This window comes from Micromonospora lacuserhaii, from assembly GCF_036902735.1.
Lineage (GTDB): Bacteria > Actinomycetota > Actinomycetes > Mycobacteriales > Micromonosporaceae > Micromonospora.
In genome coordinates, this window is sequence record NZ_JBAKHO010000012.1 from 104,251 (window position 1) to 116,403 (window position 12,153).

The following is a 12,153-nucleotide window of genomic DNA, read 5'->3' on the forward strand; positions in this document are numbered from 1 at the left end:
TCACCCGATGCCCCGCCGGAGCCGGCCGCGACGGCGGGAGCGGCGGCGGACCACGCCCGGCTCGCCCACCGCCGGCCAGCCGTCCAGCTCGGACGGGGGTACGCCCCGGCGCAGCAGGTCGTCGAGGAGTTGGGCGAGCGAGTAGTCGGGGTGGGCGGCGAGCGCCCGTTCCAGCGCCACCGCCGCGAGCGCCCCCTGCCCGGCCCGCCAGGCGGCGAACGCCAGCAGACTGGCCGGGGCCGCGATCAACTCCTCCTCGGCCCGGCGCAGCACGTCGCTCCAGAGGCTGATGTCCTCCTCGCGCCCGTCGGTGCGTTCCCAGGCGTGGTCCCGGACCGGCAGGTGGGTGAGGAGCAGGCTGAGCCAGGCCACCTCGTCGTCGGTCAGCCGCTCCCCCCGACGGTGCCGGCGCAGCGCCGCCCGGATCGCCACCACCCCGGCGGCCCGGACCACGCGTCCGTCCAGCAGGTCGGCGGCGGGCGCGTCCTCCAGGAGAGCGAGCAGCCGGCGCTCGGCCGCCACCCCCGCCCACCGCATCGCCTCCCGGTCGAGTCCGTCGAGCGGGGCCACCTGGGCGGTGAGCGCGGCGCGGTCGGGGAGCGCCACCTGACCGGCGAAGACCGCCGCCGCGCTGACCTGGCTGGCCCCCGGGTCGTACGGGGTGCCGTCGGGCGGGCAGCAGTCCACCCCGTCGCAGAGGTACGACCAGTACCGCCCGTCGGTCACCCGAAGGGCATCGAGCACGCTCAGCCCGGCGTCGGTCAGCGCGGCGCGGACCGCGTCCACCGCGGGGGTGACCCGCTCCGCAGGGCCGTACCCGACGACGGTGGCGGATTCGGCCTCCTGCCGGGCGAGGACGTCGCCCAGGTGGTCGGCGGGCAGTCGCGGGTCGGTGCCCGGGTCGGGCAGGTCGGACCGGGCGGCGAAGACGATCCGCCGGCCGCGCAGCGCCACCACGACCACGCTGTCGGCGGGGTGGAAGCCGAGCAGGTACGGCACGGCGGCGAGCAGGTCGCCGGGGGAGCGGACGGTGAGCCGGGGGCGGTCGGTCGCGGTCATGGAGGCAGCCTGCGACCGGCCGGAGGCGACCGACAGACCCTGTGGACGACACGCGCCTTGTCCACAGATACGGAGAGTGTTCATGCAGGTGGGCCTGTTTCGCCACGGCTCGGGCAGCGGCCACCGGACGCGCCGGGCCACCGGCCGGCGCCGCAGCGGATACGTTGCGCAGATGGACCTGGCGTACCTGCGGGCGCACCCGGAGCACCTGCCCACCTTCCTGACCCACCAGCGGATCCGGGAGACCCCGGTGGCGGGTGGGGACATCTGCGCCGCCTCCCGGCTCACCCTGGACGACGGCCACTCGATCTTCGCGAAGACCTGGCCGGAGCGGGCCGGCCGACCGGTGCCGGAGCACTTCTTCGACACCGAGGCCGCCGGCCTGCGCTGGCTGCGGGCGGCGGGCACGGTGGCCGTACCCGAGGTGGTCGTGGCGCTGCCGGAGCTGCTGGCGCTCGACTGGGTGGAGCCCGGCGAGCCGACGCCGGAGGCGGCCGAGCGGTTCGGGCGGGAACTGGCCGGGATGCACCGGGCCGGCGCGCCGGCGTTCGGCGCGGACTGGCCGGGCTTCATCGGCGCGCTCCCCCAGGACAACACCCCCGACGAGGGGCCCTGGTCGGACTGGTTCGCCCGGCGGCGGCTGCTGCCGTACCTGCGGATGTCGGTCGACGGCGGCGCGCTCGGTGGCGCGGAGACCGCGCTGGTCGAGCGGGTCGTGGCGCGGATCGGCGAGTTCGGCGGGGACGAGCCGCCGGCCCGGCTGCACGGCGACCTCTGGCCGGGAAACCTGCTCTGGGCCGACGACCGGGTCTGGTTGGTCGACCCGGCCGCGCACGGCGGCCACCGGGAGACCGACCTGGCCCAGCTGGCACTCTTCGGCGGCCCGCCGCAGCACGACCGGATCATGGCCGCCTACCGGGAGGCGTGGCCGTTGGCCGACGGGTGGCGGGACCGGGTGCCGCTGCACCAGCTGCATCTGCTGCTGGTGCACACCGCCCTGTTCGGCGCGGCGTACCGGGATGCGGTCACTCGGGCCGCCCGCGACGCGCTGGCCGGGGCCGGGCGCGCTACGGTCGACGGGTGACCGCCGCCCCGACGACCGACGGCGTCCTCGTCGACCGGTACGGCCGTGTCGCCCGGGACCTGCGCGTGTCGCTGACCGACAAGTGCAACCTGCGCTGCACCTACTGCATGCCGGCCGAGGGGCTGCCCTGGCTGGCCGGCCCCCAGCTGCTCGGCGACGACGAGATCGTCCGGCTGGTGCGGGTGGCGGTGGAGCGGCTCGGGGTGACCGAGGTGCGGTTCACCGGCGGGGAGCCGCTGATCCGGCCCGGCCTGGTCGGCATCGTGGCCGCCGTGGCGGCGCTGGCACCCCGCCCGCGGATCTCGGTGACCACCAACGGCCTCGGGCTCGAACGACTCGCCGCCACGCTGAAGAGCGTCGGGCTGGACCGGGTCAACGTGTCGCTGGACACCCTGGACCGGGACCGCTTCGCCGCGCTGACCCGCCGGGACCGGCTCGCCGACGTGCTCGCCGGGCTGGCCGGCGCGGCCACCGCCGGGCTCACCCCGGTGAAGATCAACTCGGTGCTGATGCGCGGCGTCAACTCCGACGAGGCGCCGGCGCTGCTGCGCTTCGCCCTCGACCACGGGTACGAGCTGCGGTTCATCGAACAGATGCCGCTGGACGCCCAGCACGGCTGGGACCGGGCGACGATGGTCACCGCCGACGAGATCCTCGCCTCGCTCGTGGCCGAGTTCGCGTTGACCGCCGATCCGGCGGAGCGGGGCGCGGCCCCGGCCGAGACCTGGCTGGTGGACGGCGGGCCGGCGAAGGTCGGCGTGATCGCCAGCGTGACCCGGCCGTTCTGCGGCGACTGCGACCGCACCCGGCTGACCGCCGACGGGCAGGTCCGGGCCTGTCTGTTCGCCACCGAGGAGTCCGACCTGCGCAGCGCCCTGCGGGCCGGCGCGGACGACGCCGAGCTGGCCCGGCGCTGGCAGGTGGCGATGCGCGGCAAGCGGGCCGGGCACGGCATCGACGACCCGACGTTCCTGCAACCCGTCCGCCCGATGTCGGCGATCGGAGGCTGAGCCATGGACGTCACCGTCCGGTACTTCGCCGGAGCGCGGGCCGCCGCCGGCCGCAGCGAGGAGGCCGCATCCGCGGACCGGTCGCTGGACGAACTGGTGGGTGAACTCGCGCAGCGGCACGGGCCCCGGATGGCGGCGGTGCTCCAGGTCGCGAGTTTCCTGGTCGACGGCGTGACCTGTCATGATCGTCGGGCACCGCTGCCGGCCGGGGCCACGATCGACGTACTGCCTCCCTTCGCGGGGGGCTGACAAGGGGCGACATGTTGGCGACTCTGGCGTTCGTCGCCACCCTCGCGCTGATCACCGGCCTGATCCACTTCTACCTGTGGAAGCGGCTGGTCAAGGACACCACCTTCCCGGGGCGGTGGCGGCGGATCGGCAGCATCGTCGCGCTGCTGCTGGCCCTGCTCGTACCGGGAACCATGGTGGGCACCCGGGTCGGCGGGGCGCACTGGCTGGCCTGGCCGGGCTACCTCTGGCTCGCGGTGATGTTCTACCTGCTGGTCGTCCTGCTGGTGCTGGAAGTGCCGACGGCGGTGACGAAGCTGGTGCTGCGCCGCCGGGTCACCGCGGCCGAGGCGACCGCCGCCGCACCGGAACCGGTGCTGGTGGGGGCCGCGGGCGGCGCCGACCCGCCGGCAGCGGCGGCGGTGGGTCAGCCGGACCACGACCCGTCCCGCCGGCTGCTGCTGGCCCGCGGGGCGGCGATCTTCGCCGGGCTCACCGCCACGGGCGTCACCGGGTACGGCGTCCGCACCGCGATGGGGCCGCCGCGGCTGGACCGGGTCCGGATCCCACTGGCGAAGCTTCCCCGGAGCATGGACGGCCTGCGCATCGCCACCGTCTCCGACATCCACCTCGGCCCGCTGGCCGGGCGGGCGCACACCGAGCGGATCGTGGCCGCGATCAACCGGCTCGACGCCGACCTGGTGGCCGTCGTCGGTGACCTGGTCGACGGCTCGGTCGCCGAGTTGGGCGACGCGGCAGCGCCGCTGCGTGGCCTCCGCTCCCGGTACGGCAACTTCTTCGTCACCGGCAACCACGAGTACTACTCCGGCGTGGAGGAGTGGGTGCGGGAGGTGGACCGGCTCGGCCTGCGGGTGCTGCAGAACGAGCGCCAGGAGATCCGGGCCCGGGGCGGCGTGCTGGACCTGGCCGGGGTCAACGACGTCACCGCCGCCGGCACCGGCCTGGCCGCGCCGCCCGACTACGCCGCCGCGCTCGCCGACCGCGACCCGAGCCGGCCGGTGGTGCTGCTGGCTCACCAACCGGTCGCCGCGCACGAGGCGGCGAAGTTCGGCGTCGACCTGCAACTGTCCGGGCACACCCACGGCGGGCAGATGGTGCCGTTCAACCTGCTGGTTCCGCTCCAGCAGCCGGTGGTCTCCGGGCTGGGCGAGGTGGACGGCACCAAGGTCTACGTGACCAACGGCGCCGGCTTCTGGGGCCCGCCGGTGCGGGTCGGCGCCCCGCCGCAGGTCACCCTGGTGGAGCTGCGCGCCCCATAGCGCGCCGGGGTCCCGCAGTCCAGCACCGGATTGCTCAGGTCACGCGTACGCGTGGCGGCGGGCGGGCGGTGGACCGGCCGTGACAGGATGCGGCGTGCCTCCGTTCAGCGCCGCGTCCCCCGGTGGCGTCCCGTCGTTCGTCGCGGACCTGCACATCCACTCGAAGTACTCCCGCGCGTGCAGCCGTGACCTCACCCTGCCGAACCTCGGCTGGTGGGCCCGGCGCAAGGGCATCGGGGTGCTCGGCACCGGCGACTTCACCCATCCCGCCTGGTACGACCACCTGCGGGAGACCCTGCGACCGGCCGAGCCGGGCCTGTACCGGCTGAGCCCGGAGGCCGAGGCGGACATCGCCCGCCGGTTGCCGCCCCGGCTGGCGAACGCGGCGGAGGCGGACCCGGTCCGGTTCATGCTCAGCGTGGAGATCTCCACGATCTACAAGCGGGACGACCGGACCCGCAAGGTGCACCACCTGATCTACCTGCCGGACCTGGACGCGGTGGCCCGGTTCAACGCGGCGCTGGGGCGGATCGGCAACCTCGGCTCGGACGGCCGCCCGATCCTCGGCCTGGACTCCCGGGACCTGCTGGAGATCACCCTGGAGGCGAGTCCGGACGGGTACCTGGTCCCGGCGCACATCTGGACGCCGTGGTTCTCCGCGCTGGGCTCGAAGTCGGGCTTCGACGCGATCGCGGACTGCTACGCCGACCTGGCCGAGCACGTCTTCGCGGTGGAGACCGGCCTCTCCTCGGACCCGGAGATGAACTGGCGGGTCGCCAGCCTGGACCGCTACCGGCTGGTCTCCAACTCGGACGCGCACTCGCCGCCGGCGCTGGCCCGGGAGGCCACCGTCTTCGACTCGGCGCGGGACTACTTCGCGATCCGGGAGGCGCTGCGGACCGGCGACGGCCTGGCCGGGACGATCGAGTTCTTCCCGGAAGAGGGGAAGTACCACGCGGACGGGCACCGGCTCTGCGGGGTCAACTGGTCGCCGGAGCGGACCCGCCAGGCCGGCGGTCGCTGCCCGGAGTGCGGCAAGCCGTTGACCGTGGGTGTGCTGAGCCGGGTGGCGGAACTGGCCGACCGGCCGGCGGGGCACCGCCCGGACCACGCCCGGGACGTCGCCCACCTGGTGCCACTGGCCGAGATCCTGGGTGAGCTGAACGGGGTGGGCGCCCGGTCGAAGAAGGTCGAGGGGAAGCTCAACGACCTGGTCGCCGCGCTCGGCCCCGAGCTGGAGATCCTCACCACCACCCCGCTGGACGAGGTCGGCCGGGTCGGGGGCGAGCTGCTCGCCGAGGGAATCGGCCGGCTGCGCCGCGGCGAGGTCCACCGGGTGCCGGGTTACGACGGCGAGTACGGCGTGATCACCCTCTTCGACCCGGCCGAGCTGAGCTCCGGCGGCGCGTCCGCCGCGCAGGAGACGCTCTTCGATGTACCCGTGCCGGCGCAGCGAACCCCTGCGGAGCCGGCGGCCCGGTCGAAGGCCCGGCGCCCAGCGGCGGCGAAGGCCGAGCCGAAGCGGAAGGTCGCGCCGACCCCGCCGCCGCCGATCGCGCCGGCGCCCTCGCCGCACGAGCCGTTCGAGCCGATGCTCGCCGGGATGGAGGAGGTCGGCACGGGCCTGCTGGACCGGCTGGACGCGATGCAGCGGGTGGCGGCGTCCGCGCCGGGCGGCCCGCTGCTGATCGTGGCCGGCCCGGGCACCGGCAAGACCCGGACGCTGACCCACCGGATCGCGTACCTCTGCGCGGAGCTGAACGTCTTCCCGGAGCAGTGCCTGGCGATCACCTTCACCCGGCGCGCGGCGGAGGAGCTGCGGCACCGCCTGGACGGCCTGCTCGGACCGGTGGCCGAGGACGTCACCGTGGGCACCTTCCACTCGCTGGGGCTGGCCATCCTGCGGGAGAACGCCGGCGCGGCCGGCCTGCCGGCGGACTTCCGGATCGCCGACGACGCGGACCGTTCCGCGGCCGGCGCGGAGGCCGGCGACGACGACGCCCGGTACACCGGGTTGCTCCGCAAGCACGACCTGGTCGACCTGGACGAGTTGCTCACTCTGCCGGTAGCGCTGTTGAAGGGCGACAAGAATCTGGTCCGGGAGTACCGCGAGCGCTGGCGGTGGATCTTCGTCGACGAGTACCAGGACGTCGACGCGGTCCAGTACGAGCTGCTGCGGCTGCTCAGTCCCGCCGACGGCAACCTCTGCGCGATCGGCGATCCGGACCAGGCGATCTACTCGTTCCGCGGCGCGGACGTCGGCTACTTCCTGCGCTTCTCGCAGGACTTCACCGACGCGCGGCTGGTCCGGCTGAACCGCAACTACCGCTCGTCGGCGCCGATCCTGGCCGCCGCGGTGCAGGCCATCGCGCCGTCGTCGCTGGTCCGGGGCCGCCGGCTGGACCCGGCCCGGCTCGACCCGGAGGCTCCGCTGGTCGGTCGCTACCCGGCGGCCTCCGTCGCCGACGAGGCCGATTTCGTGGTACGCACCATCGACGACCTGGTCGGCGGGCTCTCCCACCGGTCGTTGGACTCGGGCCGGATCGACGGTCGGTCGACCACGCTCTCCTTCTCCGACATCGCGGTGCTCTATCGCACCGACTCGCAGGCCGCGCCGATCGTGGACGCCCTGGCCCGGGCGAACATCCCGGTGCAGAAGCGCTCGCACGACCGGCTGCGTGACCGGCCCGGCGTGCCGGCCATCGCCCGTGAGTTGCGGCACGCCGATGGCCTGGGCGGCGGGCTTCCCGCCCGGGTACGCCTGGCCGGTCAGATGCTCGCCGAGCGCTTCGCCGCACCCACCCTGGACGGCTCCGGCGCGGTACGCCCCGAGGACGTCCGCACGGCGGTCGACCTGCTCACCCCGCTGGCCCGACGGTGCGGCGACGACCTGGAGCTGTTCCTGTCCCAGTTGGCCACCGGCGCGGAGGTGGACGCGCTCGACCCGCGGGCCGAGGCGGTCACCCTGCTGACCCTGCACGCCGCGAAGGGGCTGGAGTTTCCGGTGGTCTTCCTGGTCGGCGCGGAGGACGGGCTGCTGCCGCTGCGCTGGCCCGGTGCGGAGCCGGACGCCGACGCGGTCGCCGAGGAGCGGCGGCTCTTCTTCGTCGGGTTGACCCGCGCGCAGGACCGGCTCTACCTGAGCCACGCGGCCCGCCGGGTCCGGCACGGGGCGGAGCGCGAGTGCCGGCCGTCGCCGTTCCTCGACGTCATCGATCCGGGGCTGTTCGAGCGGTTCGGCGAGGCCGAGCCGCCCCGGCCGAGGGACCGCCAGCTCCGGCTGATCTGACGGTGTCCCGGTGTCCATGGGGCCGGACGACCAGGTGATCGGCCCAGCTTTCGGCGCTCGCATCACCCCGCGTGATGTCCCTGTCGGTGGTTTGCTCCGTGAGCGATATGACGCAGAGGCATATTCATGACTCTGGGTCATATCGCTAACAAGGAAAACTTCTCCTTCGGTCGGACACGCCCGGCGGACGGATACGCCCGGCGGACGGGGCGCGGCGGTGCGGCAGCGACGGCGGTGCACTGGCAGCAGCGGTGCGCGGCAGGCGCGCGGCGGAGGCACGGCTGAGGTGCGGCGGCTCTAAGCGAGCAGTACGGCCAGCCAGGCACCGGCGAGCAGCGCGGGGCCGAACGGCAGGGCGGTGTCCCGGCGTACCCGGCGGGTGGCCAGCAGACCGACGACCAGCACACCGTTGAGCAGGTGGGGCAGGAACAGGCCCAGCCAGAGGGTGGGCCAACCGAGCCAACCGAGCGGCAGGCCGAGCGCGGCGGCGAGCTTCACGTCGCCGAAGCCGAGCCGCGAACCGGGCAGCAGCGCCAGCATCACGTAGAGGGCGAAGGAGAGTGCCGCGCCGGCCACCGCGCCGAGCAGCCGGTACGGGGTGCCGATCGCCAGCGCCGCCCCGAGCAGACCGACGGCGGCAGTCGCCCCGGCGGCGAGGACCAGCGGGTCGGGCAGTCGCAGCCAAGCCAGGTCGACCCGGGCCAGCACCAGCCCGATGGCCGCCACCAGCAGGAACACCGGCAGGTCCGGCTCGGTGCCGCGCGCCGCGGCGAGCCCGCCGAAGACCACCGCGCCGACCAGCGCGCTCACCCCGACCCACCCGCTCGCCCACTGCTTCGCGCCGCTCTGCCGCTCGGCGGCGCCTCCCGGCCGCGCACCGGCTGGCGGCACCGGGACCGGCGGCACCAGGACCGGCCGCACCAGGGCCAGCGGCGCCGGGACCGGCCGCGCACCGGGCGGCGGCACCGGGACCGGCGGGCCGGTGGTGAAGCGGCGGGCCGCTGCCGGGACCGCGGCGCCGGCCAGCGCCCCGAGCAGGGCGGCGGCGGTCACCAGGCCGACGGACACGGGCCGGGACGTTACCGGCGCGCCGGCTCCGGGGCTGCCCCGTCGACCGGGCGGCGCGGCCGTTCGGTGCTCACCACCACCGCCACCCCGGCCACGATCACCGCGCCGCCGAGCAGCACCTGCGCGGTGACCGGCTCGGCGACCAGCAGCGCGCCCAGGGCCACCGCGACCACCGGGTTGACGTAGGCGTACGTCGCCACGAGCGAGATCGGCGCGTGCGCCAGCAGCCAGACGTACGCGGTGAAGGCCACCAACGAGCCGGCCACCATCAGGTACGCCAGCGCGAGCCACGACCGGGTGGTCACCTCCACCGGCGAGAACCCGCTCAGCTCGCCCCGGGCGACCGCCAGCCCGACGAGCGCCGCCGCACCGGCGGCCATCTCGTACACGGTGGCGACGAAGGGGTCGGCGGGCATCCGCAGCCGGTTGGAGAGGAACGAGCCGACCGACCAGGAGGTGGCCCCGGCGACCACGGTCAGCGCGCCGGCCAGCGGCACCGCGCCGGTGCCTCCGGTCGGCAGGACCAGCAGGACCAGGCCGAGGAAACCGAGCGTCACCCCGGCGAAGGTCCACGCCCGGGGCCGGTCGCCGGTCACCGTACGCAGCACCACCACCAGCAGCGGGACGGTGGCCACCAGCAGCGCGGCGATGCCGGAGGGCACCGCCACCCCGGGCGGGCCGGACTCGGCGAGCACCACCAGCCCGTTGCCGCCGGCCAGCAGCAGGACGCCGACCAGCGCGGCGGAGCCGAGCTGCCGCCGGTCGACCCGGAGCGCGCCGGGCCCCCGGCGGAGCCGGAGGACGACGGCCAGCACCAGGGCGGCGGCGGCGAACCGGGTGGCGGCGGAAGCGAGCGGCGGCAGCGACTCGACCGCGATCCGGATGCCCAGGTAGGTGGAGCCCCACAGGACGTAGACCAGCACCAGCGCGGTCCAGAGCAGGGCGGGCCGGGCGGGTGTCGCACTCGCGGGAGGTGAGCTCATCGGTGGACCACGCTACGGTGGCCGGGGCGCGACGTCCCTCGTGGGTGTCCGGCCGTCGGTACTCGTACGCAGGAGGGCGGGCATGGCGAACTACGGACCCCCGGGTGACGGCTCCCCGGAGCCGTGGGGTGGGCGAGGCGCCGACGGCGGGTACGGGGCCGCGCCGGGTCAGCCACCGCAGCCGTACGCCGGGCAGCAGGCGTACCCGCCCTACCCTGCCGGCGGGTACCCCCCGTCCACGGCGTACGACCCGGCGGACCCGTACCGGACGACCGGTCCGACGGCGCATCCGGGCAACCCGACGCCGAAGCGCGGCCGGAGTCCGCTGGTCGCGGTGCTGGCGGTGCTCGCGGTGCTGGTGCTCGTCGGCGCGGGCATCCTCTGGTTCCTGCTCGGGCGGGACGACGACCCGACTCCGGTCGCCGGTTCCGCCGCGCCGACTGCGCCCGCCGAGCCGAGCGATCCCGAACCGGCCGGGGCGGCACCCACCACTCCCGCGCCGGCGTCGTCGGCCGACCCGCGCTTCGTCAAGGCCGGGCAGTGCGTCCGCAACGAGGGGCCGGCCGGCGGGAAGCCCAAGCTGCTGGTCGCCGAGTGCGGCCCGAAGACGTACCAGGTGCTGCGCCGCTTCGACGGGGCGACCAGTGGCGAGAAGGACGCCGAGGCGAAGTGCGGCCGGGTGGAGGGGTACACCAACTGGTACTTCTTCGACAGCGAGCTGGACACCCTGGACTTCGTGCTCTGCCTCAAGCAGCGCTGATTCCCTCTCGTACCCCAATCTATGTCTCTCTAGTGTCTACGCTAGACAGCCGCAGATTCGTGTCGACGGTCCGAGACACGCCGGTAGCCCCGTCTACGCATCTCTAGCCCGTCGACTAGACGGGCCGATACTGTGCGATGCGTGGATCCTGTCCGCAACCCGTACGCCCCCGGCGCCGGCCAGCGCCCGCCCGAACTCGCCGGGCGGGGGCGGGAGCTGGACGTCTTCGACGTGGTGCTGGAACGCATCGCCCGGGGTCGCCCCGAGCGCAGCCTGATGCTCACCGGCCTGCGCGGCGTCGGCAAGACGGTGCTGCTCAACACCCTCCGCTCGCAGGCCATCAACCACCTCTGGGGCACCGGCAAGATCGAGGCCCGCCCCGACCAGTCACTGCGCCGCCCGGTCGCCGCGGCCCTGCACATGGCGGTCCGCGAACTCGCCCCCCGGCACCGCGCCCCGGACCGGATCGACGCCTTCCTCGGCGTGCTGAAGGCCTTCGCCCAGCGCTCGGCGCCGACCGGGCGGGCCGGCGCCGCCCCGAAGCTGCGCGACCGCTGGCAGCCCGGCATCGACGTGCCCGCGAGCAGCGGCCGGGCCGACTCCGGCGACATCGAGATCGACCTGGTCGAGCTGCTCAGCGACGCCGCCGCGGTCGCCGCCGACGTGGGCACCGGCATCGCGGTCTTCATCGACGAGATGCAGGACCTCGGCCCGGAGGACGTCTCCGCGCTCTGCGCCGCCTGCCACGAACTGTCCCAGCTCGGCGCCCCGCTGATCGTGGTCGGCGCCGGCCTGCCGCACCTGCCGGCCGTGCTCAGCGCCGCCAAGTCGTACTCCGAGCGGCTCTTCCGCTACCAGCGCATCGACCGGCTGGACCGGATCGCCGCCGACCACGCGCTCTGCGCGCCGGCCGAGCGGGAGGAGGTCGAGTACGAGCAGAAGGCGCTCGACCTGCTCTACGAGAAGTCCGGCGGGTACCCGTACTTCGTCCAGGCGTACGGGAAGGCGACCTGGGACCACGCGCCCCGCTCGCCGATCACCGCCGCGGACGTCCGGGTCGCCGCGCCCGAGGCGGAGGCGGAACTGGCGGTGGGCTTCTTCGGCTCCCGCTTCGAGCGGGCGACCCCGGCCGAGCGGGAGTACATGCGGGCGATGGCCACGCTCTCCCTGGTGGAGGGGGAGGTCGACGGCGGCGGCCGGGACGACATGGACGCGGCGGTGCCGACGGCGGAGATCGCCCGGGCGCTCGGCCGGAAGCCGGCCAGCCTCTCCCCGGCACGGGACGCGCTGATCAAGAAGGGGCTGATCTACTCCGGCGAGCGGGGCACGGTGGCCTTCACCGTCCCGCACTTCGGCCGCTACCTGCGCACCCAGCCCGCCTGACCACCGGCC

General features: G+C 75.0%; 10 protein-coding genes. 7 read left to right on the top strand and 3 right to left on the bottom strand.

The annotated features are described in order from the left end of the window. Positions 1-1,059, bottom strand: coding sequence for a DUF4192 domain-containing protein (locus tag V6U81_RS11560; protein ID WP_334487814.1), 1,059 nt, complete (start codon positions 1,057-1,059; stop codon positions 1-3). A gap of 172 nt (positions 1,060-1,231) precedes the next feature. Here V6U81_RS11560 and V6U81_RS11565 point away from each other — a divergent pair, with 172 nt between their 5' ends. From V6U81_RS11565 to V6U81_RS11585, 5 genes are all read left to right on the top strand, one after another. Further along, complete coding sequence (locus tag V6U81_RS11565) at positions 1,232-2,143, top strand: fructosamine kinase family protein (protein WP_334487816.1); 912 nt, start codon at positions 1,232-1,234, stop codon at positions 2,141-2,143. Next, the gene (gene moaA, locus V6U81_RS11570) at positions 2,140-3,153 is read left to right on the top strand and encodes a GTP 3',8-cyclase MoaA (protein ID WP_334487819.1); all 1,014 of its coding nucleotides are present in this window, start codon (positions 2,140-2,142) and stop codon (positions 3,151-3,153) included. Before V6U81_RS11565 ends, moaA begins: the two co-directional genes overlap by 4 nt. A gap of 3 nt (positions 3,154-3,156) precedes the next feature. Continuing rightward, positions 3,157-3,402 (top strand): MoaD/ThiS family protein, encoded by a 246-nt coding sequence (locus V6U81_RS11575; protein WP_334487821.1) that lies wholly within the window; start codon positions 3,157-3,159, stop codon positions 3,400-3,402. An 11-nt stretch (positions 3,403-3,413) separates the two neighbouring features. Then, positions 3,414-4,661: a metallophosphoesterase gene (locus V6U81_RS11580; RefSeq protein ID WP_334487823.1), complete on the top strand. Its 1,248-nt coding sequence runs from the start codon at positions 3,414-3,416 to the stop codon at positions 4,659-4,661. A 94-nt stretch (positions 4,662-4,755) separates the two neighbouring features. Next, positions 4,756-7,950, top strand: a complete 3,195-nt coding sequence (locus V6U81_RS11585) for a UvrD-helicase domain-containing protein (RefSeq protein WP_334487825.1) — start codon at positions 4,756-4,758, stop codon at positions 7,948-7,950. A 297-nt stretch (positions 7,951-8,247) separates the two neighbouring features. Here the strand turns inward: V6U81_RS11585 and V6U81_RS11590 are convergent, their stop codons facing one another. Then, positions 8,248-9,018 carry a prepilin peptidase gene (locus V6U81_RS11590; RefSeq protein WP_334487828.1) on the bottom strand — a complete coding sequence of 257 codons (771 nt, stop codon included), beginning with the start codon at positions 9,016-9,018 and terminating at the stop codon, positions 8,248-8,250. Between the two features lie 11 nt (positions 9,019-9,029). Then, positions 9,030-10,001, bottom strand: a complete 972-nt coding sequence (locus V6U81_RS11595) for an EamA family transporter (protein WP_334487831.1) — start codon at positions 9,999-10,001, stop codon at positions 9,030-9,032. A gap of 82 nt (positions 10,002-10,083) precedes the next feature. Between V6U81_RS11595 and V6U81_RS11600 the strand changes: the two genes are divergently transcribed. Both V6U81_RS11600 and V6U81_RS11605 read left to right on the top strand, forming a co-directional pair. Continuing rightward, positions 10,084-10,761 (top strand): LppU/SCO3897 family protein, encoded by a 678-nt coding sequence (locus V6U81_RS11600; RefSeq protein ID WP_420884010.1) that lies wholly within the window; start codon positions 10,084-10,086, stop codon positions 10,759-10,761. A gap of 141 nt (positions 10,762-10,902) precedes the next feature. Further along, complete coding sequence (locus V6U81_RS11605; protein ID WP_334487834.1) at positions 10,903-12,144, top strand: AAA family ATPase; 1,242 nt, start codon at positions 10,903-10,905, stop codon at positions 12,142-12,144. The last annotated feature ends 9 nt before the right edge of the window (positions 12,145-12,153 follow it).

Excerpts from the sequence above, each read along its gene's own strand:
- V6U81_RS11600 (WP_420884010.1), top strand. The coding sequence starts at position 10,084 with ATGGCGAACTACGGACCCCCGGGTGACGGCTCCCCGGAGCCGTGGGGT.
- V6U81_RS11565 (WP_334487816.1), top strand. The coding sequence starts at position 1,232 with ATGGACCTGGCGTACCTGCGGGCGCACCCGGAGCACCTGCCCACCTTC.
- V6U81_RS11560 (WP_334487814.1), bottom strand. The coding sequence starts at position 1,059 with ATGACCGCGACCGACCGCCCCCGGCTCACCGTCCGCTCCCCCGGCGAC.
- V6U81_RS11575 (WP_334487821.1), top strand. The coding sequence starts at position 3,157 with ATGGACGTCACCGTCCGGTACTTCGCCGGAGCGCGGGCCGCCGCCGGC.
- V6U81_RS11580 (WP_334487823.1), top strand. The coding sequence starts at position 3,414 with ATGTTGGCGACTCTGGCGTTCGTCGCCACCCTCGCGCTGATCACCGGC.
- V6U81_RS11595 (WP_334487831.1), bottom strand. The coding sequence starts at position 10,001 with ATGAGCTCACCTCCCGCGAGTGCGACACCCGCCCGGCCCGCCCTGCTC.